This is a genomic window from Pseudoxanthomonas sp. F37 (assembly GCF_022965755.1).
Lineage (GTDB): Bacteria > Pseudomonadota > Gammaproteobacteria > Xanthomonadales > Xanthomonadaceae > Pseudoxanthomonas_A.
Map to the genome: position 1 here is coordinate 3802626 of NZ_CP095187.1, position 24248 is coordinate 3826873.

The 24248-nt window shown below is 66.3% G+C and carries 23 protein-coding genes and 1 pseudogene; 15 read left to right on the plus strand and 9 right to left on the minus strand.

The window, feature by feature from the left end; all coding sequences use genetic code 11:
- Positions 1-47: 47 nt before the first annotated feature.
- A complete protein-coding gene (locus tag MUU77_RS17705) occupies positions 48-1469 on the plus strand; it encodes an amidohydrolase (protein ID WP_245089736.1) in 1422 nt (473 codons plus the stop codon).
- Between the two features lie 1119 nt (positions 1470-2588).
- A pseudogene (locus MUU77_RS17710) lies at positions 2589-3820 on the plus strand (amidohydrolase family protein).
- A 15-nt stretch (positions 3821-3835) separates the two neighbouring features.
- On the opposite strand, the gene MUU77_RS17715 reads toward MUU77_RS17710, so the two are convergent.
- Positions 3836-5500, minus strand: a complete 1665-nt coding sequence (locus tag MUU77_RS17715; RefSeq protein WP_245089738.1) for a diguanylate cyclase — start codon at positions 5498-5500, stop codon at positions 3836-3838.
- A gap of 284 nt (positions 5501-5784) precedes the next feature.
- Here MUU77_RS17715 and MUU77_RS17720 point away from each other — a divergent pair, with 284 nt between their 5' ends.
- Genes MUU77_RS17720 through MUU77_RS17730 form a run of 3 tightly spaced genes read left to right on the plus strand, consistent with a single transcriptional unit; the run spans position 5785 to position 7812 of the window.
- A complete protein-coding gene (locus MUU77_RS17720; RefSeq protein WP_245089741.1) occupies positions 5785-6732 on the plus strand; it encodes a DegV family protein in 948 nt (315 codons plus the stop codon).
- Positions 6733-6787: 55 nt separating this feature from the next.
- Positions 6788-7132: a hypothetical protein gene (locus MUU77_RS17725; RefSeq protein ID WP_245089744.1), complete on the plus strand. Its 345-nt coding sequence runs from the start codon at positions 6788-6790 to the stop codon at positions 7130-7132.
- Entirely contained in the window at positions 7102-7812 is a 711-nt protein-coding gene (locus MUU77_RS17730; RefSeq protein WP_245089747.1) for an ATP-binding protein, read from the plus strand. The genes MUU77_RS17725 and MUU77_RS17730 overlap by 31 nt, the downstream gene beginning before the upstream one ends.
- Here MUU77_RS17730 and MUU77_RS17735 read toward each other — a convergent pair.
- The 7 genes from MUU77_RS17735 to MUU77_RS17765 form a co-directional block, all read right to left on the minus strand.
- Positions 7794-8153, minus strand: coding sequence for a putative quinol monooxygenase (locus tag MUU77_RS17735; protein ID WP_245089750.1), 360 nt, complete (start codon positions 8151-8153; stop codon positions 7794-7796). The genes MUU77_RS17730 and MUU77_RS17735 overlap by 19 nt on opposite strands.
- Positions 8150-8980: an S-formylglutathione hydrolase gene (gene fghA / locus MUU77_RS17740; protein ID WP_245089753.1), complete on the minus strand. Its 831-nt coding sequence runs from the start codon at positions 8978-8980 to the stop codon at positions 8150-8152. The genes MUU77_RS17735 and fghA overlap by 4 nt, the downstream gene beginning before the upstream one ends.
- Positions 8980-10089: an S-(hydroxymethyl)glutathione dehydrogenase/class III alcohol dehydrogenase gene (locus MUU77_RS17745; RefSeq protein ID WP_245089755.1), complete on the minus strand. Its 1110-nt coding sequence runs from the start codon at positions 10087-10089 to the stop codon at positions 8980-8982. Before MUU77_RS17745 ends, fghA begins: the two co-directional genes overlap by 1 nt.
- Before the next feature lie 101 nt (positions 10090-10190).
- Positions 10191-10466 carry a formaldehyde-responsive transcriptional repressor FrmR gene (gene frmR / locus MUU77_RS17750; RefSeq protein ID WP_245089758.1) on the minus strand — a complete coding sequence of 92 codons (276 nt, stop codon included), beginning with the start codon at positions 10464-10466 and terminating at the stop codon, positions 10191-10193.
- A 330-nt stretch (positions 10467-10796) separates the two neighbouring features.
- On the minus strand, positions 10797-12422 hold the full coding sequence (locus tag MUU77_RS17755; protein WP_245089760.1) for an ABC-F family ATP-binding cassette domain-containing protein: 1626 nt from the start codon (positions 12420-12422) through the stop codon (positions 10797-10799).
- 139 nt (positions 12423-12561) lie between these two features.
- The gene (locus MUU77_RS17760) at positions 12562-13920 is read right to left on the minus strand and encodes a HAMP domain-containing sensor histidine kinase (RefSeq protein WP_245089763.1); all 1359 of its coding nucleotides are present in this window, start codon (positions 13918-13920) and stop codon (positions 12562-12564) included.
- Positions 13917-14660, minus strand: a complete 744-nt coding sequence (locus MUU77_RS17765; RefSeq protein WP_245089766.1) for a response regulator transcription factor — start codon at positions 14658-14660, stop codon at positions 13917-13919. The genes MUU77_RS17760 and MUU77_RS17765 overlap by 4 nt, the downstream gene beginning before the upstream one ends.
- Before the next feature lie 242 nt (positions 14661-14902).
- Here MUU77_RS17765 and MUU77_RS17770 point away from each other — a divergent pair, with 242 nt between their 5' ends.
- From MUU77_RS17770 to MUU77_RS17795, 6 genes are all read left to right on the plus strand, one after another.
- A complete protein-coding gene (locus MUU77_RS17770) occupies positions 14903-15643 on the plus strand; it encodes an SDR family oxidoreductase (protein WP_245089769.1) in 741 nt (246 codons plus the stop codon).
- A gap of 73 nt (positions 15644-15716) precedes the next feature.
- Positions 15717-16745 carry an alpha/beta hydrolase gene (locus tag MUU77_RS17775; protein WP_245089772.1) on the plus strand — a complete coding sequence of 343 codons (1029 nt, stop codon included), beginning with the start codon at positions 15717-15719 and terminating at the stop codon, positions 16743-16745.
- A gap of 16 nt (positions 16746-16761) precedes the next feature.
- Positions 16762-17271: a cytochrome P460 family protein gene (locus MUU77_RS17780; protein ID WP_245089775.1), complete on the plus strand. Its 510-nt coding sequence runs from the start codon at positions 16762-16764 to the stop codon at positions 17269-17271.
- A gap of 39 nt (positions 17272-17310) precedes the next feature.
- Positions 17311-17727 (plus strand): organic hydroperoxide resistance protein, encoded by a 417-nt coding sequence (locus MUU77_RS17785; protein ID WP_245089778.1) that lies wholly within the window; start codon positions 17311-17313, stop codon positions 17725-17727.
- A 123-nt stretch (positions 17728-17850) separates the two neighbouring features.
- Positions 17851-19134, plus strand: coding sequence for a cytochrome c biogenesis protein DipZ (locus MUU77_RS17790; RefSeq protein ID WP_245089781.1), 1284 nt, complete (start codon positions 17851-17853; stop codon positions 19132-19134).
- Positions 19135-19177: 43 nt separating this feature from the next.
- Positions 19178-20005, plus strand: a complete 828-nt coding sequence (locus MUU77_RS17795; RefSeq protein ID WP_245089783.1) for an oxidoreductase — start codon at positions 19178-19180, stop codon at positions 20003-20005.
- Positions 20006-20407: 402 nt separating this feature from the next.
- Here the strand turns inward: MUU77_RS17795 and arsH are convergent, their stop codons facing one another.
- Positions 20408-21223, minus strand: coding sequence for an arsenical resistance protein ArsH (arsH, locus tag MUU77_RS17800; RefSeq protein WP_245089785.1), 816 nt, complete (start codon positions 21221-21223; stop codon positions 20408-20410).
- Between the two features lie 41 nt (positions 21224-21264).
- Here arsH and MUU77_RS17805 point away from each other — a divergent pair, with 41 nt between their 5' ends.
- Genes MUU77_RS17805 through MUU77_RS17820 form a run of 4 tightly spaced genes read left to right on the plus strand, consistent with a single transcriptional unit; the run spans position 21265 to position 24244 of the window.
- Positions 21265-21600 carry a metalloregulator ArsR/SmtB family transcription factor gene (locus tag MUU77_RS17805; protein ID WP_245089787.1) on the plus strand — a complete coding sequence of 112 codons (336 nt, stop codon included), beginning with the start codon at positions 21265-21267 and terminating at the stop codon, positions 21598-21600.
- A 32-nt stretch (positions 21601-21632) separates the two neighbouring features.
- Positions 21633-22658 carry an ACR3 family arsenite efflux transporter gene (gene arsB, locus MUU77_RS17810; protein ID WP_245094654.1) on the plus strand — a complete coding sequence of 342 codons (1026 nt, stop codon included), beginning with the start codon at positions 21633-21635 and terminating at the stop codon, positions 22656-22658.
- Positions 22659-22700: 42 nt separating this feature from the next.
- Entirely contained in the window at positions 22701-23195 is a 495-nt protein-coding gene (locus MUU77_RS17815; RefSeq protein WP_245089790.1) for an arsenate reductase ArsC, read from the plus strand.
- A gap of 44 nt (positions 23196-23239) precedes the next feature.
- Positions 23240-24244, plus strand: a complete 1005-nt coding sequence (locus MUU77_RS17820) for an ArsJ-associated glyceraldehyde-3-phosphate dehydrogenase (protein WP_245089793.1) — start codon at positions 23240-23242, stop codon at positions 24242-24244.
- Positions 24245-24248 lie beyond the last annotated feature (4 nt).

The window sequence follows — 24248 nt, forward strand, 5'->3', positions numbered from 1 at the left end:
CGCGGCGCCGCCGGTTAGGTTTCGGGTCTCTTCCAGGGGAACACACGATGCGAACGACCTTGCTGGCCGGGCTGATCCTGGCCTCGCTGGGCGGCGGCGCGCTGGCCGCCACGCCCGCCTCCCGCTTCACCCAGGACCCGTACCCCAGCACCTACCGCGCCATCCCGTCGGCGCCGGTGCTGCTGGCCAACGCGACGGTGCTGACCGGCACCGGCGAACGCCTGGACGGCGCCGACGTCCTGCTGGCCGACGGCAGGATCGTGGCCGTGGGTCGCGGCCTGTCCGCGCCGGAGGGCGCCACCCGCGTGGACGCCACCGGCAAGTGGGTGACGCCGGGACTGATCGACGTGCACTCGCACCTGGGCGTGTACCCCAGCCCGGGCGTGAAGGCCCACAGCGACGGCAACGAGATGACCGCGCCGGTGACGGCCAACGTGTGGGCCGAGCATTCCATCTGGGCGCAGGACCCCGGCTTCCACACGGCGCTGGCCGGCGGCGTGACTTCGCTGCAGATCCTGCCCGGCTCGGCCAATCTGGTCGGCGGCCGCGGCGTGACGCTGAAGAACGTGCCGTCCACCAGCTACCAGGGCATGAAGTTCCCCGGCGCGCCGTGGGGCCTGAAGATGGCCTGCGGCGAGAACCCCAAGCGGGTGTACGGCGGCAAGAGCGGCCCGGCCACGCGCATGGGCAACGTGGCCGGCTACCGCGCCGCCTTCATCGACGCCAGCGAATACCTGAAGAAGAACGCGCCCAAGCCCCAGCAACCGAAGAAGAAGCGCTGGTGGGAGCGCGCATCCGGCGACGACAAGGCCGACAGCTCCGGCGACAGCGGCGGCAAGCGGGACCTGAAGCTGGACACGCTGGCGGGCGCGATCAATGGCGAGATCCTGGTGCACATCCACTGCTACCGCGCCGATGAGATGACCACGATGCTCGACCTGGCGAAGGAGTTCGGCTTCAAGGTGGCGGCGTTCCATCACGGCGTGGAGGCCTACAAGCTGGCCGACCGGCTGGCGCAGGAAGGCGTATGCGGGGCGCTGTGGGCCGACTGGTGGGGCTTCAAGATGGAGGCGTTCGACGGCATCCAGGAGAACATCGCGCTGGTGGACCGTCCCGCGAACAGTTGCGCCATCGTGCATTCGGATTCGGACGAGGGCATCCAGCGCCTGAACCAGGAGGCGGCCAAGGTGATGGCGAATGCGCGCCGGGCCGGCATGGGCGATATCCCACCCGAGCGCGCCATCCGCTGGGTGACCAGCAACGCGGCCAGGTCGCTGGGCATCGCCGAGCGCACCGGCACGCTGGAGGCCGGCAAGATGGCCGACGTGGTGGTATGGAACCAGAACCCCTTCAGCGTGTACGCCAGGGCCGAGCAGGTCTATATCGACGGCGCGCGTCTCTACGACCGCGGCGACCGCAGCAGGCAGCCCGTCTCCGACTTCATGCTGGGCCAGGAGGTGCTGCCGTGAGCCGCATGCAGCCAGCGTCCATGCCGTCATCCCAGCGCAAGCTGGGATCCATCTTGCTTTTGCTTCGCCGCAACAGCCCAACGTCAACATGGGTCCCAGCGTTCGCTGGGACGACGGTGAAATCGTTGGGTTTGGCCACTGTGTTGGCGTCCGCCTCTTCCGCTGCCTTCGGCCACCAGGAGGTGCTGCCGTGAGCCGCATGCAGCCAGTGTCCATGCCGTCATCCCAGCGCACGCTGGGATCCACTTTGCTTTTGCTTCGCCGCAACCGCTCAACGTCAACATGGGTCCCAGCGTTCGCTGGGACGACGGTGAAATCGTGGGGGTTGGCCTCCGTGCCGGCGTCCGCCTCTTCCGCCACCTTCGGCCATCAGGAGGTGCTGCCGTGAGCCGCATGCAGCCAGCGTCCATGCCGTCATCCCAGCGCACGCTGGGATCCACCTTGCCTTTGCCTCGGCGCAACCGCTCAACGTCAAGATGGGTCCCAGCGTTCGCTGGGACGACGGTGAAATCGTGGGGGTTGGCCTCCGTGCCGGCGTCCGCCTCTTCCGCAACCTTCGGCCATCAGGAGGTGCTGCCGTGAGCCGCATGCAGCCAGTGTCCATGCCGTCATCCCAGCGCACGCTGGGATCCACCTTGCTTTTGCTTCGCCGCAACAGCCCAACGTCAACATGGGTCCCAGCGTTCGCTGGGACGACGGTGAGATTGTGGGGGTTGGCCACCGTGCCGGCGTCCGCCTCTTCCGCTGCCTTCGGCCATCAGGAGGTGCTGCCGTGAGCCGCATGCAGCCAGCGTCCATGCCGTCATCCCAGCGCACGCTGGGATCCACTTTGCGGTCGGGTTTGAAACCCAAAGCAGGTGCAAAAGCAACGTCAACATGGGTCCCAGCGTTCGCTGGGACGACGGTGAGATTGTGGGGATTGGCCTCCGTGCCGGCGTCCGCCTCTTCCGCTGCCTTCGGCTATCAGGAGGTGCTGCCGTGAGTCGCATGCAGCCAGTGTCCATGCCGTCATCCCAGCGTACGCTGGGATCCATCTTGCTTTTGCTTGGCCGCAACCGCCCAACGTCAACATGGGTCCCCGCGTTCGCTGGGACGACGGTGAAGGTGCTGGCCGTGGCGATGGCATTGGCGTCCACCTCGTTCGTCACGCTCGCTCAGGATGTCCTTATCCGCAACGCCACCGTGCACACCGCCGGTGCGCAGGGCACGCTGCAGAACGCGGACGTGCTGGTGCGCAACGGCGTGGTGCAGGCCGTCGGCAGCGGGCTGGCGGCATCGGCTGCGGCGACGGTGGTGGAGGCCAACGGCCGTCCGCTGACGCCGGCCTTCTTCGGCGGCATCACCGAGATCGGCATCGAGGAGGTCTCCGGCGAATCCTCGACGGTGGACGCGGCGGTGACGCTGCAGGACCAGCCCATGCGTCCTGAGTTCGACGTGACGCTGGCGTACAACCCCGCGTCGGTGGTGATCCCGGTGGCGCGCGTGGAAGGCATCGGCTTCACCCTGCTGGCGGCCTCGACCGGCGGCTCCTTCATCGCCGGCCAGGGCGGCGTGGTGCGGCTGGACGGCAGCGCCGACCCGGTCGGCCCGCGCGCGCTGTTCGTACGCCTGGGCGGCGGCGCGTCCGAGCTGAGCGGCAAATCGCGCGCGGCGCAGTGGATGTTGCTGGACCAGATGGTCGCCGAGGCCCGCGGCCGGGTGCCGGTGGATTCGCCGCACGCGCTGCTGACGCCGGCAGGCCGCGCCACGCTGGCGCGCTACCTGGCCGGCAACGGCCGCATCGTGGTGGCGGTGAACCGTGCCGCCGACATCCGCCAGCTGCTGCGCTGGGCGCAGCGCGAGAACGTGCGCATCGCCATCGCGGGCGGCGCGGAGGCCTGGAAGCTGGCGCCGCAGCTGGCGCACGCCAGGGTGCCGGTGTTCGTCGACGCGCTGGCGGACCTGCCGGCGGACTTCGACCAGATCGGCGCCACGCTCGAGAATGCGGCGCGGCTGGACGCGGCCGGCGTGGCGGTCAGCTTCTCGCAGGCCGGCGATGCCTCGCACAACGCGCGCAAGATCCGCCAGCTGGCGGGCAACGCCGTCGCCAACGGGCTTTCGTGGGAAGACGGCCTGGCCGGACTGACCCGGGTGCCGGCGGAGGCGTTCGGCGTAGGCGACCGCGTGGGCACGATCGCGCCCGGCAAGCTGGCCGACCTGGTGCTATGGAGCGGCGACCCGCTGGACGTGGCCCACACGGCGCAGCAGGTATGGCTGGGGGGCGCGCGATGCCGATGCGCTCGCGCCAGACCGAGTTGCGCGACCGCTACCTGCAGCAGGCGGGCCCGCTGCCGCGCGCTTATTCGAAGTAACCCGCCCGCCTGGGTTCAGTCCACGGAGGCGCCCTCGGGCGCCTTCGTGTTTCCGGGGACGCGCTCCGGGGCGTCTTCCCTCACCACCCGGTCGCCGCCGGCACGCTTGGCCACGTACATGGCCTGGTCGGCGCGCGCGATCAGCGACGCCACCGAATCCCCGTCGCGCGCCTGCGCGGCACCGATGCTGGCGGTGACACCCACCTCCACGCCATCCACCCGGGCGCAGTCGCGCCGGATGCGCGCGCCCACCTGTTCGGCGATGCGCATGGCCGCCGGCAGTTCCACCCCCGACAGCACCAGCACGAACTCCTCGCCACCCAGCCGGCCGAGCTGGTCGCCGTACTGGAACTGCTCGCTCACCGCGCGCGTCACCGCGCGCAGGCAGGCATCGCCCAGCGCATGCCCATGGCGGTCGTTGACCTGCTTGAAGTTGTCCAGATCGATGAACAGCAGCGACACCGGAATGCGCTCGCGCTCGCGCTCGATCAGCGCCCAGTCGAGCCGGTGCTCGATGCCGCCGCGGTTGAGCACGCCGGTCAGGCCGTCGCGTTCGGCATGCGCCTTGGCGCGATCGCGTTCGCGCCGGAAGGTCAGCATGCGGTCGGCCAGGCCCAGCGCCAGCACCACCGCGGTGAACGCCTGCACCCACGGCAGGCCGTATTCGAGCCAGGGCTCGGCGCGTTCGCCCACGCTGAAACGCAGCGCCCGCGCCATGGTGAAGGCCAGCAACGGCACCCAGGCGATCAGCACGTAGGCGGCATGCCGCTGGCCGCGGCGCCAGGCCACCACCAGGGTCACCAGGGCGATCGCATTGGTCAGCAGGAACAGGGCGTTGGCGATGTCGGGAAACCACGCCTTGTCGGCGGGCCACGGCGACAGCAGCAACACCAGCGTCAGGCCGCATCCATAGGCGCCGACGGCACGCACGGCCGACGCCAGCCGCGGCGTGACCTTGCGCAGGCCGGCGTAGTCCAGCCACAGGTATACCAGCAGGATGGTGGCCAGCGTGCCGACGGCCCAGATGCCCTGGGCACCGAAACGCGCCAGCACCGAGAGCCCTGGCCACGCGTACGCCTCGCCGTACGAGCACAAGGCGTACAGCAGCTGGAACAGCATCGCCCCCGCATACAGCAGGTAGACGCGATCGCGCAGCATGGCCCAGAACAGCAGCACCGCCAGCGAGACGCCCAACACCACGCCGATCGCCGGAAGCACCAGGCGCACGTGCCACAGGTCGGCGGCCGCGTAGGCCGGGCCCGACTCCACGGCCACCCGCAGGGGATAGCGCGCGCCCTCGACCTTCACATGGACAGGCCCTTCGCCGGTCAGCGGGAACACCAGCGCCCGCCGGCTGTAACGCGGGTCTAGATGGGGGCTGAAGATGTCCTGGCGCCGCACCGTCCCGCCCCGTGGGTCCTGCACGCTGACCCGCGCCGTGTAGGGGTGGTAGAGCACCAGCAGCGGTTCGCGCACCCCCGGACGTGGCGTGATGCGCCACTCACCGTTGCCGATCACGCGCATGGACGCACCACCGCTTTCGAAGCGGCGTTCCGAGAACAATCCGGCGCGCTGTCCCGCCTGCCGTTCCAGCGCCTGCGGCTGGATGCGGTCGACGTGCACGATGTTTTCCCCTCGTGCGCCCGCCACCGCCGGCAAGGCCAGAAGCAGCAGCAGCATCCACCGCCCCTGTTTCATGTTGCCCCATGCGTTCGGTGGGAGTGTCGGGCGCGGCCGGCCCCCGAACAAGCCGGCGCGCATCATATTTGTGACATATATCACATCGAGATTGCGGCACAGGCCGGCCCGGAAACGGGATGGAGGCTTGGTTTCGGGCTCCGGGCCGCCGCGACAAAAAGGTGATGCGTATCACACTTCATGCGTTTACGCGACGACTTGCCCGCCGTTGTCCGCTAGTTTTGCGGAGATAAGCACAAATGCGACGGATGCCGGGAGGGGCTGAGATGCGCATTGGGATAGTCGTGGACTCTGCGTGCGACCTGCCGCTGGAGTATCTGGAACGGAACAACATCGTCATCCTGCCCATCACGGTGCGCATCGGCGAAGCCGTGCTGGCCGATCACCGCGACGAGCAGGCCACGCTGAGCTTCCTGCACGCGCACGTGGCCGAGCGCGGTCACGAGGCCGAGACCACGCCGTTCACCGTCAACCAGATCCGCGACCTGTTCCTGGGCCGGCTGGTGATCGACTACGACCATGTGTTCTGCATGACGATCACCAAGACGCGTTCGCCGATCTACGACAACGCGATGCAGGCCAGTTTCGCCATCCTCAACGATTACAAGCCGGTGCGGCAGGCCGCGGGCCACAACTCGCCGTTCGCACTGCGCGTGATCGACACCCAGAACCTGTTCGCCGCGCAGGGCATCACCGCGGTGGAAGCCGTGCGCATGCGCGACGCCGGCGCCGGCGTGCAGCAGATCCGCGTGCGCCTGGAAGAACTGGCGCAGAACACCCACGGCTACATGATTCCGCGCGACCTGTACTACCTGCGCAACCGCGCCCGCACCAAGGGCGACCGCAGCGTCGGCCTGCTGAGCGCGGCGCTGGGCAGCGCGCTGGACATCAAGCCGGTGCTCTACGGCCACGCCGGCAACACCGAGCCGGTGGCCAAGATCAAGGGTTTCGAGAATGCGGTCGAGCAGATGTTCAAGTTCACCGGCAACCGGGTGATGGCCGGACTGATGACGCCCACCGTCTGCCTGAGCTATGGCGGCGAACTGTCCGAGATGCGTGCCCTGCCCGGCTACCAGCGCCTGCGCGACATCTGCGAGAACAACAAGGTGGAGGTGTTCGAAAGCGTCATGAGCCTCACCGGCATGGTCAACGTGGGCAAGGGCGCGGTGGTGGCCGCCTTCGCCGCGCCGCCCGCACCGTTCAAGACGGCATAACGACGGCCTAACGCGGCAAGGCTACGCTATGCCCCAGGCTCGAACCGGGGGCGCCATGGCGGTCCGCTACTACATCAGTCTTCCCGATCCCGCCCGCGCGCGCGGCGGCGATCCGGCTTTCAGTTTCGACGCGCACGGCGCGGAGGAATTCGCCGCACAGCTGCAGCATGCGCTGCGCACCAGCAGCCTGTTCGAGCGCTGGCGCGCACGCCAGGACGATCCGGATGAAGTCGACCCCGGCCTGGGCGCCGTGGACCCCGAGGCCGCGGTCGCCGGGCAGCAGGACGATCTCAGCATCCTGCTGGTCGCCCGCTCCTCCATCCCCGGCCATGTGTTGAAGCACCGCCTGCGCTTGCTGGCCGGGGGCGCGTGGGAACTGCGCGACGTGGCCGCGGCCTGAGCGGCCGCACGCCCGTCCTGTTGGCCTGGAGCGGCGGCAAGGACGCGGCGTGGACGCTGCACGTGCTCCGGCAGCGCCCCGATGTCGATGTCGTGGGCCTGCTGACGACGGTCACGCGCGAGCACCAGCGCGTGTCGATGCAGGGCATCCGTCGCAGCGTGCTGCATGCGCAGGCGCGTGCCGCCGGCCTGCCGCTGATCGAGGCGATGATCCCGGCGCAGTGCGCCAACGCCGACTACGAAACCGCCATGGCCTCCGCACTGGCGGAGGCCGCGGCGCGCTGGCCAGGCCTGCGCACCCTGGCGTTCGGCGATCTCTTCCTCGAGGACATCCGCGCCTATCGCGTGCAGAACCTGGCAAGGGCCGGCTGGGAGGTGATGACGCCGCTGTTCGGCGCGGATACCGCCAGGCTGGCGCGCGAGATGCTGGCCGGCGGCCTGGGGGCCCGGTTGTGCTGCGTGGACACGCAGCAGCTGGACGCCCGCTTCGCCGGCCGCACCTTCGATGAAACCCTGCTTGGCGAGCTGCCGGGGAACGTCGATCCCTGTGGCGAGAACGGCGAGTTCCACACCTGCGTGTGGGCCGGCCCGATGTTCGCTGCGCCGCTGGCGCTCGCACCGGGCGGTACCGAGCTGCGCGACGGGCGTTTCGCCTTCACCGACTACGCCGTGCCGGATTGATCCGCCTGCGGCCACTCGGCCAACGGCACCAGCACCTGCGGCTCGCGCGGGCCCTGCAGCAGATCGGGCAGGCGCGCCTCGTAATCGCGCCGGTAGGGCTTGTCCTGCCGCGCGAGGAAGGTGGCCACGTCGGGCTCGGCCCAGCGCTCGTAGAGGGCGAACAGCGTCGGGTCGTTCGCGTCGCGATGGAGCGCGCACGACAGGAAGGTATCTTCCTTCGACATCGCGTCGACGATGTCGTGGACCGCCTGCAGCCATGCATCGACGCACTCCGGCTTCACGCGCAGACGGACGTAGAACACCAGCGGCCCGCGCGGGACCGCCATCTCTTCACGGTTCATCGATGCAGGGCCTCCGCGTGGTGCGCCAGGTGGTCGCCGATGAAACTGGCGATGAAGTAGTAGCTGTGGTCGTAGCCCGGCTGCATGCGCAGGGTCAGCGGGTGGCCGGCGGCCGCCGCGGCGGCCTGCAGCAGTTCCGGCTTCAGCTGCGTGCGAAGGAATTCGTCCGCATCGCCCTGGTCGACCAGCAGCGGCAGCCGTTCCGTGGCCTGCGCGATCAGTTCGACGGTGTCGTGCGCCCTCCAGGCGGCGCGATCCTCGCCCAGATAGGCGGCGAATGCCTTTTCGCCCCACGGCACCTGCGTGGGCGCGACGATCGGCGAGAACGCCGAGACGCTGCGGTAGCGGCCGGGGTTCTTCAGCGCGATGGTCAGCGCACCGTGCCCGCCCATCGAGTGCCCGCTGATCGCGCGTGCGCCGGTCGCCGGGAATTCCGCTTCGATCAGCGCCGGCAGCTCGTGGAGGACGTAGTCGTACATGCGGTAGTGCGCCGCCCATGGCGCCTGCGTGGCGTTGACGTAGAAGCCCGCGCCCTTGCCCAGGTCGTAGCCTTCGGCATCGGCCACGCCGTCGCCGCGCGGACTGGTGTCCGGCGCGACGAGGATGATCCCGTGTTCGGCCGCGTAACGTTGCGCGCCTGCCTTGGTGATGAAGTTCTGCTCGGTGCAGGTCAGGCCCGACAGCCAGTAGAGGACCGGCAGCTTCTGCGCTTCCGCCTGCGGCGGCAGGTAGACGGCAAACCGCATGGTGCAGCCCAGCGTGGGCGATGCATGTTCGTAGACGTCCTGCCAGCCGCCGAAGCAGGCGCGGTGTTCGACGCGTTCCATCAGTAATGCACCACCGAGCGGATCGACTTGCCTTCATGCATCAGGTCGAACGCTTGGTTGATGTCGTCCAGCGGCATGGTGTGGGTGACGAACGGCGCCAGTTCGATCTCGCCCTTCATCGCGTCCTCCACCATGCCCGGCAGCTGCGTGCGCCCCTTCACGCCGCCGAAGGCCGTGCCCATCCACTTGCGCCCGGTCACCAGCTGGAACGGCCGCGTGGAAATCTCCTGCCCCGCGCCGGCGACGCCGATGATGACGCTTTGGCCCCAGCCACGATGCGCGCATTCCAGTGCGGCGCGCATGACGTTGACGTTGCCGATGCATTCGAAGGAATGGTCCACCCCCCAACCCGTCATCTCCACGATCACCTGCTGGATGGGCTGGTCGAAGTCCTTGGGATTGACGCAGTCGGTGGCGCCGAACTGGCGCGCCATCTCGAACTTCGACGGATTGGTGTCGATGGCGATGATGCGGCCGGCCTTCGCCTGGCGCGCGCCCTGGATCACGGCCAGGCCGATGCCGCCCAGGCCGAACACGGCGACCGAATCGCCGGCCTGCACCTTGGCGGTGTTGTGCACGGCGCCGATGCCGGTGGTAACGCCGCAACCCAGCAGGCAGACGTGTTCGGGATTCGCATCGGGGTTGATCTTCGCCAGCGAGACTTCGGCCACCACGGTGTATTCGCTGAAGGTCGAGCAGCCCATGTAGTGGTACAGCGGCTGGCCTTCGTAGGAGAAGCGCGAGGTGCCGTCCGGCATCACGCCCTTGCCCTGGGTGGCGCGCACCGAGGTACACAGGTTGGTCTTGCCGCTTTTGCAGAACAGGCACTCGCCGCACTCGGCGGTGTAGAGCGGGATGACATGGTCGCCCGGCTTCACGCTGGTGACGCCCTCGCCCACCTCGACCACGATGCCGGCGCCTTCATGGCCCAGCACCACCGGGAACAGGCCTTCCGGATCGTCGCCCGACAGCGTGAAGGCATCGGTGTGGCAGACGCCGGTGTGGGTGATCTTCACCAGCACTTCGCCCTTCCGCGGCGGGGCGACATCGATCTCGACGATCTTCAGCGGTTCGCCTGCGGCGAAAGCGACGGCGGCACGGGATTTCATGGTCAGTCTCCTGCGGGAAGGGGGTTTGTCTGTAGGCGCGCGCCACGCCCGCGATGCGTTTCCCGTCCTTGGCCGAGGCGCATCGCGGACATGGCCCACGCTTACCTCAGATAGGAACGGACCAGCGCGACGGCAGCGTCGATGCCGGCCTCGCGCTGTCTGGGGGTAGCGGCCGGTTGCGCGAACTCCTCGCGCAGGTGGCTTTCCAGGATTTCCGACATCAGCCCGTTCACCGCGCCACGCACGGCGGCGAGCTGCTGCAACACCGGTGCGCAGTCGGCGCCTTCTTCAAGCGCGCGCTCCAGCGCATCCAGCTGCCCGCGGATGCGGCGCACGCGGGTGAGCGCCTTCTTCTTGTCGGCGGGGGAATGCGGCATACGGGCGGGTCTCGGATAGTGGGGGGAGTATAACTGAGCCGACCCCGCACATGAAGCCCCGCGCATCGGTGAACGGGGGACCAGGGTTGCGACCAACGGGCCAAACTATGGTCAATCCGGTGGCCAGCCAAGCGTCAGGGATGCGGGGTTATCCGCCCCTACTCGACGGGCGCACCCCGATACGGACCATGGCGAGACGCCTGCTCAGGGGTTCCTGCCCCCCTTTTGGCAGCCTACCTTCAGAATATCCGGCGCTGCCCTCCGGGCCTTTATCCACATATCGGGGCACGACATTGCACTTGTCCGCTTCCGGCCAGAAGCGGACGTCCATCAACTGGGCAACTCAACCAGCCCCCTTGCCGTCAGGCTCAGGCGTCGGGTGGGCCTGATGGACTCCACGAAGTCCGTGTCATGGCTTACGAGCACCATTGCACCTTCGTAGTTCTGAAGCAGTTGTTCTAGCTGCAGAACAGCTTCCAGATCGAGGTTATTGGTAGGCTCGTCCAGCAACAGGAACTGTGGAGACTCATCTGCGTGCAGAACGCAGGCAAGGGTTGCCCGCAAGCGCTCTCCGCCGGACAGCGCGGTGACCGGCAGCTTCATGCGATCGCCACGGAATCCCAGCCTTGCCAGTACATCGGCGCGTTCCTGCGGTAAAAGGCGGGGCGCTTTGTCTTCAAAATTCTCGGCTAGCGACTTCGCAGGCGCCAACTGATCCAGGCGCTGACTGAGATAGGCTGCACGGGTGGTGCCTATGCGAAGTTCCCCAGCCGAAGGGTTCATCTCGCTAGCCAGGATTCGCAGGAGCGTGGTTTTCCCCACGCCGTTGTCCCCCATCAGCGCAATGCGCTCTGGCCCGCGGATCGTCAGTGTGATCCCGGCAGCACCCCAAAGGGGGCTCTCTTGGCCAAGAGCCCGCACGCTCTCCGCGGTCAGTACGTGCTGCGTGGCACCTACACGCGTGGCAGGCAGTGAAAAGCGCGGCACGGTAGAGGAGGCGGCGTCCTGCTCGGCACTCCGCAGCGCGCTTCGCATCTTGTCGACGCGTTCGGCATGCACACCAGCCGCTTTACCGGCGGAAACTTCGGCTCGGCTTGCCAGCGTTCCTGCGACGATTCTTGGCAGTCCTGCAACGGGGGCCTTGCGCGCGGCATTGGATGCACGCCGGTCCGCACGCTCGCGAGCCTGATGCATCTCGTGCTTCTCGCGTCGTAGTTCCTTGCGTAGGTGCTGCACCTGCTGTTCGGCACCGAGCTGCTCGCGCTCGGCGACAGACCGGTAGGCGCTGTAGCCACCTCCGACCATGCGAAGGCGCGCGGGCTGCAGTTCCGCGATTTCCTGCATGTCCTCCAGCAAACCTCGATCGTGGCTTGCCACCAGGAGGCATCCACGGAACGACTCCAACACGGTGCGCAGCCTTTGGCGTGCTTTCCGGTCCAGGTGATTGGTGGGTTCGTCCAACAGCAGGACATCAGGCGTCCTCAGCAGCTGGGCCGCCAGCGCCAATGCCATTGTCTCTCCGCCGCTGAAAGTGGAGATCTCCCGCTGCAGGCAGACGTCATGCAGGCCAAATGCCGACAGCTGCAAAGCGACGCGCTCGCGCAGATTCCAGTGACCGTCGGCGCGCTCCAACTGTGTGGCATCGGCTGCGCCGGCGAGCACGGCATCCACCGCATTCAGCGCATCGGTGACACCCAGCAGCTCAGCAACCGTCGCATAGGCGGCGCCGTTCCAGTACTGCCGCAGGTAGCCCACTCGACCGGCGATGTCGATGATGCCGGCCTGCAATGGAAGCTCGCCCGCTAACAGGCGTAGCAACGTTGTCTTGCCTGCCCCATTGGGCGCGACAAGGCCGATCCGCGATGGACCAAAGACGAATGACAAATCGGCGAAGACGGACGTGCCGTCTGGCCACGAAAACGACAGGCGGGATGCGCGGATGCAGGCGCCGGACATGGGTTCCTCCTTTAGTCGCCTGACATGAGGCGATCACAGCTGAAGCTCCCCACAGTCGGGGGGTGCTCATGCGTCTCAGGGGAACGGGGCTATCACACGTCCAGCGGGCTCCAAGTTCACTTCGGTCACGGATATTGTGTCAGCACGAGGCGCCGTTGTGCTGAACGTTCGACGAAGACGGGGAGTTCAGCTCGATCGTTGCCTGGAGACCGCCACCGTCCCGATTCGAAAGTCGTAGTGCGCCGCCGAGTGCCTGGGTGAGTTGCTGTGCGATGGCCAACCCAAGGCCTGTGCCGCCCGTGCCGCGACACCGTGATGGTTCGAGCCGCTGAAAAGGTTTCACTACATTCTCCAACTGCTCGGGCGGAATACCAGGTCCACGATCAAGCACATCGATATGGATCCGCTCCGCTTCATCGATGCGCAGTCTGGTCTCGACATCGCCGGCGTAGTTGAGCGCGTTGTCGATCAGGTTCTGCAGGATTCGACGCAGTACTTGGGGATGGGTGTCGTGAGACGCAGAGCCTCGGGTAGAGAGCACCACGGCGCGCCCGGCGTCCTGATAGTCAGCCACGACACTTTCCAGGAATGCCGCCATGTCCAGTCGAACCGCCGGGCCCAACGTGACTGACGCGCTTCGAGCGTAGCTTAGGCCTTCGCGCACCAACAGGCTGAGTTGGTCGATATCGCTCAGCATCTTCTCCTGCTCGGCGGTGGCCTCCAGTGCCTCTGCCCGCAGCCTCAGGCGGGTAATGGGTGTCTGCAGATCATGCGAAATGGCGGCAAGGATCTGGGTCCGCTCGGCCACGTGTGTCGCGACGCGCGTCTGGAGTAGATTGAGTGCGCTCGCTGCCTGAGCCACCTCCCACGGCCCATCCTGGGGCAATGGCGCACCATTGCCGGCGGGATCCATGTGCTCGGCCGCCTTCGCGAGCTGAGCCAGAGGGCCCGTAGCCAGTCGAACGGCAACGCCCACGCAGATCAACAGCAACGCCCCCTGCGCGACCAGTACCCATGGCAACCAGCGCGCCAAGGGCATCAGTGAGGGCGTCACCTCGATGGTCAGAAGCTGGCCGTCGTGGAGCGTCAGCTCCACCTCGTAGCGTTCCGGCTCAATGGACACAGCTCGCGGCCGTAGCGTGTACTCACGCCCGAGCGCGTCGTCGATCAATCCTGTCACTTGGCGCGAGCGTGAGGTGGACAACGGCGTACCCGCCTGTGCTGGCCGCAGGAGGTAGCGATACGTCCGGCGCTCAAGGCGGGGAATCCACTCGCTCCGTTGATCCGCGGGCAGGTTCTCCAATAGCGCAACGCTGACAGGAATGTCCTCATAGAGGTTCCTGAGCATCATCGATCGGGTGGCATCCGCCCGCTCCTCGAACAGCAGCGCGAAGGACAGTCCGTGCGCGAGTAGCAAGCCCGCTCCCAATATCAGTAACAGGCGCGTCCTGAGTGTTCTGGGTAGCCACCGGGTGAAGGCACGGCGCGGCAGGTTCACGGCTCTTCGCCTTCAAGAACGACGGCCTGGCTGAACACGTAGCCCTCGCTTCGAACGGTCTTGATGTACGTCTGCTCCCGCGCACCGTCGCCAAGACGCTGTCGAAGCCTGCTGACAAGAAGATCGATCGAGCGGTCGAAAACTTCCGCATCACGTCCCTGCGTCAGGTTGAGCAGCTGGTCGCGGCTCAGCACGCGTTGCGGATGGTCGATGAATACCCGAAGCAGACGAAACTCGGCCCCGCTCAAGGGGTACGCCGTCCCGGCCTTGTCCATCAGATGGCGGGCGGTGGTGTCCAGGCGCCAGTCGCCGAACCCGATCCACCGGCTGGCCTCGGAGACCTGAAGGTTCGGAGGAAGCATGCGCGCACGGCGTATCACAGCGTTGATGCGTGCCAGAAGCTCCCGCGATGAGAAGGGCTTGCTGACGTAGTCGTCAGCGCCCATCTCCAATCCAATGATGCGGTCGGTCTCGTCATCGCGGGCGGTGAGCAGCACCACCGGTACCGCCCGGTGCTTTCCGGCACGGAGGTTCCTGCAGAGGGACAGGCCGTCTTCACCGGGCATCATCACATCGAGCACGACCAGATCCACGTCGCTGGTATCCAGAACGCCACGCATCTCGCGTCCGTCGGCTGCCAAACTGACGCGTAGACCATTCCGCTTCAGGTAGTCGCCCACCATCTGACGGATGTCTCGGTCATCGTCGACGACGAGGATGTGATCGGTGTGGGACGACATATGTCGGAGCTCCGGAGGTGCGGCCACGCCTGGCCACGGATCTGTCGCAGGGGATGGTAGCGCCAGTGGGCCTCCCGCCAAGCGGGCGGATGTCGCTTGTTTGTATCAGAACGTATCCACGGGCCGGTTCCGGGAAAAGGGCGACAAATCTCCCTGCATCCAGACACGTCCCGGATACCGGACGGGCGCGAAATGGGCCATCGCCGCGGAGCCCCCGTCGGCCACACTCGAAGGAAACGACGATGAACACCTCTGAATCCCCCACCCCCAAGGCTGCTCTGGTTTTCGGCGGTTCCCGCGGCATCGGTGCGGCCATTGCGCGCCGCCTGGCCCGTGAGGGCTACGCCGTTGCCCTGACCTACGCTTCGCGCGCCGACAAGGCCGCCGACGTGGTCGCCGCCATCCAGGCCGATGGCGGCCAGGCCATTGCCCTGCAGGCCGACGCAGCGGATCAGCATGCCATCACGGCCGCCGTCGCCGTCGCCACCGCCAGGCTGGGCACCCTGCACGTCGCCGTCGTCAATGCCGGCGTATATCAGGGCGGTCCTCTGGAGCAGTTTCCGGTCGACACGCTGGATCTGATGCTGTCGGTCAACGTTCGAGGTGTCTTCCTTGCGATCCAGGCTGCGGCCGCCAAGATGGCCGATGGCGGCCGAATCATCACGATCGGTAGCAACACCGCCCAGCGCAGCGGATCGGTCGGTGGAAGCGTCTACGTCATGACAAAGGCCGCCGTCGCCGCGCTGGTGCGTGAAGTGGCACTGGATCTGGCACCGCGCAAGATCACGATCAACAACATCCAGCCGGGCCCGATCGAGACCGACATTACTGCCGGCTTCCTCGACCATCTCGCTGAGCGCAGCCCATTGCAACGCGTGGGACGCCCAGAAGAAGTCGCATCGCTGGCGGCCTATCTGGTCAGTGCCGAGGCCAGCTACATGACAGGCGCCAGCCTGACGATGGACGGCGGTTACTCCATCTGAATAGACCGCGGCACGCACACGCGTGCCGCGCCTCCCGATCCATCCCTTCATCCACCCTGCTGGAGGATCCACCATGTTCGCGATCTCTGCTTCGAATCCCCGCCGTCCGCGCGCCCTGTCATGGCTGGCGGGTACCTTCCTGATGTTCAGCGGAACCGCATTCGCGCAATCGGCGACTCAAGCGGCTTCTCCAACGCTGCCGCCCGAGTTGGTGGCCAATAAGCACGTCGATGCGGGAGACCTGCGTATCGGTTACGCCGACCTCGGTCCTGCCAAGGGTGAAGTCATCATCCTGCTGCATGGCTGGCCGTACGACATCAACAGCTACGCGGAAGTCGCGCCGCAGTTGGCGGCACGCGGTTACCGCGTGATCGTTCCACATCTGCGAGGCTATGGAACGACCACCTTCTTGTCCGCCGACACGCCACGCAACGGGCAGCCGGCTGCACTCGCGTCCGATGTGATCGCATTGATGGATGCCCTCAACATTCGTCGCGCGACGCTGGCCGGCTATGACTGGGGCGCGCGCTCCGCGGACATCGTGGCAGCCATATGGCCCGAGCGGGTCAAGGCGCTCGTGTCGGTCAGTGGATACCTGATCGGCAGCCAGGAGGCCAGCCGCAAACCTCTTCCGCCGTCGAGCGAACTGCAGTGGTGGTACCAGTTCTACTTCGCCACCGACCGAGGCCAGGCCGGGTACACGCAGTACACCCACGACTTTGCGAAGAAGATCTGGGAACTGGCGTCCCCGCAGTGGAAGTTCGATGACGCCACGTTCAACCGTAGCGCTTCCGCGCTGGACAACCCCGACCACGTCGCCATCGTCATCCACAACTATCGCTGGCGCCTGAGCCTGGCCGAGGGCGAACCGAAGTACGCGGCTCTGGAGCAACGTCTGGCGCAGGCACCGGTCATCAAGGTGCCGACCATCACCATCGAGGGCGATGCCAACGGAGCCCCGCACCCCAAGCCGGAGACGTATGCCACCAAGTTCGTAGGCAAATACGAGCACCGCACATTCACGGGCGGCGTTGGACACAACCCGCCGCAGGAGTCGCCCGCCGAGTTCATCCAGGCGGTCGTCGACGCCACCCACCTGTGAACGGAGGAGCACCCGAATGAAATCGATCAGGACGTTGCTGCTGGTAACGCTGGCCGCAGGCTCCGCGCTGGGCTTGGTGGGCGTGGTGCAGGCATACGACAGCACCCGCCCAGTCTCACCCATCTACGGCGTCCAGCTGCCCGATGGCTATCGCGAGTGGCCCTTCATAGCACCAGCGCAGGAGGCCGCACCGCTGGACGAGTTACGCGTCGTGGTCGGAAATTCCAAGGCCATGCGCGCCTATCGCGAGAACCAGCGCCCGTTTCCCGACGGAACAGTGCTGGTGAAGCTGGCCTGGAAGCATGAGCAGTCACCGGACTTTGCACCCGCCTCCATTCCCGGTGCGGCCACCACCGTCCAGGTCATGGTCAAGGACTCACGCAGATACGCGAGTACGGGCGGGTGGGGCTACGGACGTTTCATCGATGGGAAGCCCGTCGATGAAGCCCAGCACAAGACCTGCCATGCATGCCACGCAGCCCGCGTGAAAGACCGCGACTACGTTTTTACACAGTACGCCCGCTAACCAATCCGCTCTTCAACTTCTTCCGACTGGAGATAACTCATGAACGCAATCGACACCGTGCTTTACACCGGCAAGACGCACACGGTCGGTGGCCGTGAAGGCCACACCCGCAGCGACGATGGCCAGCTCGATGTAGCTCTCTCACCTCCCGGCAGCCGACGTCCGGGTACCAACCCGGAGCAGTTGTTTGCGGCGGGCTGGTCAGCCTGCTTCGAAGGTGCGATGGGCATCGCGGCCCGCAAGCTTCGCGTTGCCTTGCCCGCTGACACCGCCATCGATGCGGAAGTCGACCTCGGAAAGGTGGGTGAGGAGTATCAGCTCCAGGCTCGCCTGGCCATCTCACTGCCTGGAATTGCATCCGAACAGGCACAGGCCATCGTCGACGAAGCGCATCGCACCTGCCCGTACTCCAAGCTTTCGCGAGGCAACATCGACGTACAGATTCGCTTGGTCTGAAGTAACGGCACGTGTCCCAAGGCATTCAAAGGCGATCCGGATACAAATGTCCGGGTCGCCCGACATAAAGCGCTGACACAGCCGCGATGCAATAGACACCTCCGCCGCGCCGATGGTTCTCCCATGATCGAATATGCACTGGCTGCCCTAGCGGGCATGGCCACCATCCTCTCTCCCTGCATCCTGCCCATCCTTCCCATCGTCCTGGCGACAGGTGCCGGAAAAGATCGGGTAACGCCCTTGTGGATCATTGCCGGCTTCGTCGGCAGCTTTGCCGCCAGCGGCATCCTTTTGGGCGTTCTGGCGGCGTCTTCCGGGGAGCTTCAAGCAAGTATTCGCACCAGCTCGATCGTAGTGCTGATGCTGGCCGGCCTGGCTTGCTTCTGGCCAACCCCCTTTGAGCGGTCAGTGGCATGGGTGCAAACGCAATGGCATCAGGTGAGGCCGGCCGGCCCTGGCTTGCTTCAAGCCAGCGGAAGGTCCGGCGCGCTGCTTGTTGGCGCTTCGCTTGGGCTGGCGTGGACGCCATGTGCGGGCCCCGTCCTTGCTTCGGTGCTTGCTTTGGCTGCGAGTTCGCAGTCACCCGCGAAAGCCAGCGGGATGCTTGGACTCTACGCAATCGGCGCCGGCATTCCGATGTTGCTGATTGCCTACGGCAGTCGCTGGATCAATTCACGTCTCTCGTTCTTCCAGAAGCATGCCGACCTGCTGAGGAAAGTCTTTGGCCTGATCGCGATCGGTGTCGCCATTCTTCAGCTGCTCCAGTACGACGTATTCGTGTCCGCCTGGGCCACGCAGTGGCTTCCCCCCTCTCCCAAGGTCTCTGATCTCATGAAAAAGCTCTCTTCCCTTGCGACAATGCTGGCCGCATGCGTGTTCGCCGCCGCTTGTTCCCCTAACGTCCAGGCGGATCCTGTTCAGCCCACGCAGACCAGGCCCGCACCGATGGCGCCTGATTTCAAGGGCATCGACAACTGGATCAACTCCTCGCCCAAGAATCTTCAGGACCTCCGTGGGAAGGTCGTTCTGGTCGAGTTCTGGACCTACTCCTGCATCAACTGCGTTCGTGTCATGCCTCACGTCAAACAGTGGCATGCCAAGTACAAGGATCAGGGACTCGTCGTCATCGGCGTGCACACGCCCGAGTACGGGTATGAGAAGAAGCTGAGCAACCTTCGGGCAGCGGTGCAGCGCCTTGGGATCACCTATCCGGTCGCCCAGGACAATGGCTATGAGACGTGGAATGCCTACGGCAATCGCTATTGGCCTGCCATGTACCTGATCGATCAACAGGGGCGAATCGTGTACCAGCACTTCGGTGAAGGGCAGTATGAGGAAACCGAAGCAATGATCCGTACGCTGCTGAGCTCTGGATCCGTTTCGCAGCGTCCCGCGACATCGCGCTGATGTGTCGGCGTAAGGCGCTCCTTACTCTTATCTCGAGAATGAAATGAACAAGCGATGGTTGATTACCGGTAGTTCACGCGGTTTGGGCTTGGCCCTCGCTGAAGCGGTGCTGGAGGCGGGCGATTACGCACTCGTAACGGCTCGAGATACCTCCAGCTTGCGCCATCTTGTCGAACGTCATGGCGATCATGCTCGTTTGGTTGCGCTTGACGTGACCGACCCATTAGCCGCTGCAAGAGCCGTGGACGTCGCGGTCGATGCTTTCGGTGGAATCGACGTGCTCGTGAACAATGCAGGTTACGGGGACGTTGGGTCAGTCGAGGACACAACTCTGGACGACTTCAGGCGGCAGATCGAGACCAATCTGTTTGGCACGATCATTGTCTCGAAGGCCGTGGTTCCACGAATGCGAGAACAGCGCAGTGGCCATATCATCCAGCTTTCCTCAGTGGGCGGCCGTCTGGGGGCGCCGGGCCGCGCCGCATACTCCGCCGCGAAGTGGGGCGTTGAGGGATTCTCCGAGTCACTCGCGCTGGAGATGGCGCTTGTGGGCGTGAAAGTAACCATCGTGGAGCCTGGCGGATTCAGGACTGATTTCGCGGGCACCTCGACTTCGTTGAAAGAGGGGCGTGCCGACTACGATGCCGTCGTTGGTGCCGCCGCGAGGCGCCAGCGTGCCTACGATGGCCACCAGCCAGGCGACCCGGCGCGTGCGGCCCAGGCGATCATACGTGTCGCAAGCGCAATGTCACCGCCACTGAGAGTGGCACTGGGAACGGACGCATTCGACGCCATCGAGCGGGCTGATCGCGACCGTCTTGAAGAGCGTGCCACGTGGCAGGCGTTGAGCAGGTCGACTGATTATCCTTGACGGATCTGGCCTGATGTCCGCTTCGGGTCGGAAACGGCCATGCCAAAGTCGTGCCGATCTATAGTGATCAACACGCACTCAGCGCATAAAGCGTTATTTCGATCTGGCCTATTGCGCTCACGCGAAAGCTGGCCCGACAGAACTCGTATACGCCCTGAAATCACTTCTCGGGCGAACGCGTACAAAGGTCCGTCGATCGAAGAGTTCATGGCTGACCCCTATCGCGCCCTCGCACACTTTAGCCCAGCAGACGGGTGGGCCTCCTTCTCCAGCAGTCGGGAATCTATCGGAGCCAACTAGGGTCCCGCGCGTAGGCGTGGCCGGTCCCCCTGAGGGCTGCTATGGCCCAACTATGCCTGCCCGAGGGGGCCCAACTCTGGACTTCCGATCACCGGGATGCCGCTAGGTAGACGCGCAGCAGGCCGGTCCGCAGCAGGGTTTTGCGGACACGGCGGCCGTCCCGTCCCGCGGGGCGAGCACCGGGCTTGCGACGGGCCGTGAGGCCTCGACCACCCCGGACGCTTCCGTTGCCGCGCGCGCGGCCAAGTCGCCCTTGCGTTCGCTGTAGCGGCTGGTCAGGTAGTCGCTGCGGTCGCGCACCAGCAGGGTGAACTTCACCAGTTCCTCCATCACGTCCACCACGCGGTCGTAGTAGGGCGAGGGTTTCATGCGGCCTGCTTCATCGAATTCCTGCCAGGCCTTCGGCACCGACGACTGGTTGGGGATGGTGACCATGCGCATCCAGCGGCCCAGCACGCGCAACGCATTGACCACGTTGAACGACTGCGAACCGCCGCACACCTGCATCACCGCCAGGGTGCGGCCCTGGGTGGGACGCACGCTGCCCTCGGACAGCGGCAGCCAGTCGATCTGGTTCTTGAACACCGCCGACAGGGTGCCGTGGCGTTCCGGACTGACCCAGACCTGGCCCTCGGACCACTGCGACCACGCACGCAGCCGCTGCACCTCCGGATGGTCCGCGCCCACGCTGTCCAGGATGGGCAGCTCGTGCGGGTGGAACACGCGGGTCTCCGCGCCGAAGTGGCGCAACAGCCGCTCCGCTTCCAGCGCCAGCTTGCGACTGAAGGACTGCGGGCGCAGCGAGCCGTACAGGATCAGGATGCGCGGCGGGTGCCCGGAACCGGCGATGGCCAGCTTGTCGGCATCGGGAATGTCGAGCGCTTCGGGGGCGAGCTGTGGCGGCAATGGAACTGTCATGTCGGCTTGTTAGGCTGTGACTGTTCGATTATTCTAGAATTATGGAAATAACAAACGCAACCGTTGCCCTGGCCGCCCTGGGCCAGACCACCCGCCTGGCGGTCTTCCGCCTGCTGGTCGAAGCTGGCCCGTCGGGTCGCATGGCCGGCGAGATCGCCGAATCGCTGGGGCTTCCGGGGGCCACGCTGTCGTTCCACCTGAAGGAACTGGTGGCCGCCGGGCTGGTGCAGAGCGAGGCGCGCGGCCGCAATGTCTGTTATCGCGCGGACTTCGGCGCGATGAACGAGCTGATCGAATTCCTGACCCGCAACTGCTGCGGCGGCGACACGGCGCAGTGCGCGCCCGCTGCGCCATGCGGTCCCGAAGGCTGCGCATGACAGCGGCTGCCGCGCCTCCGCTGTCGCGCCGCATGGGCGGCTTCGAGCGCCACCTGACCTGGTGGGTGCTGGGCTGCATCGGAGTGGGCACGGTGCTGGGCTATCGGCTGCCGGGCGCGTTCGCCACGCTGGGGGCGGCGGAAATCGCCAGGGTGAACCTGCCGGTGGCGGTGCTGATCTGGCTGATGATCGTCCCGATGCTGCTGAAGATCGACTTCCGTGCGATGGGCGAGGTGAAGCGGCACTGGAAGGGCATCGGCGTCACCGTGTTCGTGAACTGGGCGATCAAGCCGTTCTCGATGGCCTTGCTGGCGTGGCAGTTCGTGCGCCATGTGTTCGCCGATCACCTGCCTGCGGCGCAGATCGATTCGTACGTGGCCGGACTGATCCTGCTGGCGGCCGCGCCGTGCACGGCGATGGTGTTCGTGTGGAGCCACCTGTGCGAGGGCGAACCGCGCTTCACCCTCAGCCAGGTCGCGCTGAACGACGCCATCATGGTGGTGGCCTTCGCGCCCATCGTCGGCCTGCTGCTGGGCATCTCGTCCATCACCGTGCCATGGGCGACGCTGATGCTGTCGGTGGCGCTGTACATCGTGGTGCCCGTCGCCGTCGCGGCGATGCTGCGCGGATGGGTCCTGCGCCGCGGCGGCGAGGCCGCGCTGCAGGCACTGCTCAAGCGGCTGGGGCCGGTATCGCTGGGCGCGCTGCTGCTCACGCTGGTGCTGCTGTTCGGTTTCCAGGGCCGCCAGATCGTCGACCAGCCGCTGGTCATCGCGATGCTGGCCGTGCCGATCGTGATCCAGGTGTACTTCAACGCCGGCGTGTCGTACTGGCTCAACCGCCGGCTGGGCGTGGCCCATTGCGTGGCGGGACCGTCGGCGCTGATCGGGGCCAGCAATTTCTTCGAACTGGCCGTGGCCACGGCGGTGGGCGTGTTCGGCGTGCATTCCGGCGCGGCGCTGGCCACGGTGGTCGGCGTGCTGGTGGAGGTGCCGGTGATGTTGTCCGTGGTCCGCCTCGTCAATGTGTCGAAGCCCTGGTACGAACGCCGCGCCTGATTTCCTGCCTCGCATCCATCCCTCTTCCTTCAGGACACGCCCATGGACCGCCCCTACAACCTGCTGTTCCTGTGCACCGGCAATTCCGCCCGCAGCATCATGGCCGAAGCCATGGCCAACCACCTGGGCAAGGGCCGCTTCCACGCCTACAGCGCAGGCAGCCATCCACGCGGCCGCGTGCATCCGGTCGCGCTGCAGATCCTGCAGGACGCCGGCCTGCCGACGGCCGCATTGCGCAGCAAGCCGTGGGACGAATTCGCGGGCGTGGATGCGCCGCCGATGGACCTGATCATCACCGTCTGCGACAAGGCGGCCGGCGAAGCGTGCCCCGTGTGGCCCGGCCACCCGGTCACCGCGCACTGGGGCGTCGAAGATCCCGCCGCCGTCACCGGTTCACCGGAGCAGGTCCGCCACGCCTTCGCCCATGCCCTGCACCTGCTGCAGCACCGCATCACCCTGCTGCTTGCGCTCAAGCCCGAAGCGCTGGACCGCCTGGCGCTGGAGACGCGGGTGCGCGAGATCGGCAGATCGTCCTGAACCCCACATCCCGCTTCGATTCCTTCTCCACCCAAGAACCTTCCATGAGCATCCGCGTTGGCATCAACGGCTTCGGCCGCATGGGCCGCCTCACCCTGCGTGCGGCCTGGGACTCTCCCGACCTCCAGTTCGTCCAGATCAACGACCCCGCCGGCGACGCCGCCACCCTGGCGCACCTGCTGGAGTTCGATTCGATCCATGGCCGCTGGCACCGCGGGATCACAGCCGACGGCGAAGCGCTGGTGATCGACGGCACACGCATTCCGGTGGCGCGTAACAGGGACATCGCGGCGACCGACTGGTCGGGCTGCGACGTGGTCATCGAATCCTCCGGCAAATTCCGCAAACCCGATGTGCTGCAACCCTATCTGGACCAGGGCGTGAAGCGCGTGGTGGTGACCGCCCCGGTCAAGTCGCCCGGCGTGCTGGACGTGGTGGTCGGCGTGAACCACCACCGCTTCGATCCCGCGCAGCACCGCATCGTCTCCGCCGCCTCGTGCACGACCAACTGCTTCGCCCCGGTGGTGAAGGTGATCCACGAAGGCCTCGGCATCCGCCACGGCAGCCTGACCACCCTGCACAGCCTGACCAATACCCAGGTGATCGTGGATGCGCCGCACAAGGATCTGCGCCGCGCACGTGCGTGCGGCAGCAGCCTGATCCCGACCTCGACGGGCTCGGCGACCGCCATCGCCGAGATCTTTCCCGAGCTGAAGGGCCGCCTGAATGGACATGCCGTGCGCGTGCCGCTGACCAATGCCTCGCTCACCGACTGCGTGTTCGAGGTGGAGCGCGCGACCACGGTCGAGGAAGTGAACGCACTGTTGAAGCGCGCGGCCGAGGGCGGACTGGCGGGGATCCTGGGCTATGAAACGCGCCCGCTGGTGTCCATCGACTACCGGACCGATCCGCGTTCCAGCATCGTCGATGCGCTGTCCACCCTGGTGATCAATGGCACGCAGGTGAAGGTGTACGCCTGGTACGACAACGAGTGGGGCTACGTGAACCGTACCGCCGAGCTCGTGCGCCTGGTCGGCAAGGCGGGCTGACGGC

Excerpts from the sequence above, each read along its gene's own strand:
- arsB (WP_245094654.1), top strand. The coding sequence starts at position 21,633 with ATGGGCGGCTTCGAGCGCCACCTGACCTGGTGGGTGCTGGGCTGCATC.
- arsH (WP_245089785.1), bottom strand. The coding sequence starts at position 21,223 with ATGACAGTTCCATTGCCGCCACAGCTCGCCCCCGAAGCGCTCGACATT.
- MUU77_RS17720 (WP_245089741.1), top strand. The coding sequence starts at position 5,785 with ATGCGCATTGGGATAGTCGTGGACTCTGCGTGCGACCTGCCGCTGGAG.
- fghA (WP_245089753.1), bottom strand. The coding sequence starts at position 8,980 with ATGGAACGCGTCGAACACCGCGCCTGCTTCGGCGGCTGGCAGGACGTC.
- MUU77_RS17715 (WP_245089738.1), bottom strand. The coding sequence starts at position 5,500 with ATGCTGCTGCTGCTTCTGGCCTTGCCGGCGGTGGCGGGCGCACGAGGG.
- frmR (WP_245089758.1), bottom strand. The coding sequence starts at position 10,466 with ATGCCGCATTCCCCCGCCGACAAGAAGAAGGCGCTCACCCGCGTGCGC.
- MUU77_RS17805 (WP_245089787.1), top strand. The coding sequence starts at position 21,265 with ATGGAAATAACAAACGCAACCGTTGCCCTGGCCGCCCTGGGCCAGACC.
- MUU77_RS17820 (WP_245089793.1), top strand. The coding sequence starts at position 23,240 with ATGAGCATCCGCGTTGGCATCAACGGCTTCGGCCGCATGGGCCGCCTC.
- MUU77_RS17705 (WP_245089736.1), top strand. The coding sequence starts at position 48 with ATGCGAACGACCTTGCTGGCCGGGCTGATCCTGGCCTCGCTGGGCGGC.
- MUU77_RS17745 (WP_245089755.1), bottom strand. The coding sequence starts at position 10,089 with ATGAAATCCCGTGCCGCCGTCGCTTTCGCCGCAGGCGAACCGCTGAAG.
- MUU77_RS17735 (WP_245089750.1), bottom strand. The coding sequence starts at position 8,153 with ATGAACCGTGAAGAGATGGCGGTCCCGCGCGGGCCGCTGGTGTTCTAC.
- MUU77_RS17725 (WP_245089744.1), top strand. The coding sequence starts at position 6,788 with ATGGCGGTCCGCTACTACATCAGTCTTCCCGATCCCGCCCGCGCGCGC.
- MUU77_RS17780 (WP_245089775.1), top strand. The coding sequence starts at position 16,762 with ATGAAATCGATCAGGACGTTGCTGCTGGTAACGCTGGCCGCAGGCTCC.
- MUU77_RS17765 (WP_245089766.1), bottom strand. The coding sequence starts at position 14,660 with ATGTCGTCCCACACCGATCACATCCTCGTCGTCGACGATGACCGAGAC.
- MUU77_RS17755 (WP_245089760.1), bottom strand. The coding sequence starts at position 12,422 with ATGTCCGGCGCCTGCATCCGCGCATCCCGCCTGTCGTTTTCGTGGCCA.
- MUU77_RS17770 (WP_245089769.1), top strand. The coding sequence starts at position 14,903 with ATGAACACCTCTGAATCCCCCACCCCCAAGGCTGCTCTGGTTTTCGGC.
- MUU77_RS17815 (WP_245089790.1), top strand. The coding sequence starts at position 22,701 with ATGGACCGCCCCTACAACCTGCTGTTCCTGTGCACCGGCAATTCCGCC.
- MUU77_RS17795 (WP_245089783.1), top strand. The coding sequence starts at position 19,178 with ATGAACAAGCGATGGTTGATTACCGGTAGTTCACGCGGTTTGGGCTTG.
- MUU77_RS17775 (WP_245089772.1), top strand. The coding sequence starts at position 15,717 with ATGTTCGCGATCTCTGCTTCGAATCCCCGCCGTCCGCGCGCCCTGTCA.
- MUU77_RS17790 (WP_245089781.1), top strand. The coding sequence starts at position 17,851 with ATGATCGAATATGCACTGGCTGCCCTAGCGGGCATGGCCACCATCCTC.
- MUU77_RS17785 (WP_245089778.1), top strand. The coding sequence starts at position 17,311 with ATGAACGCAATCGACACCGTGCTTTACACCGGCAAGACGCACACGGTC.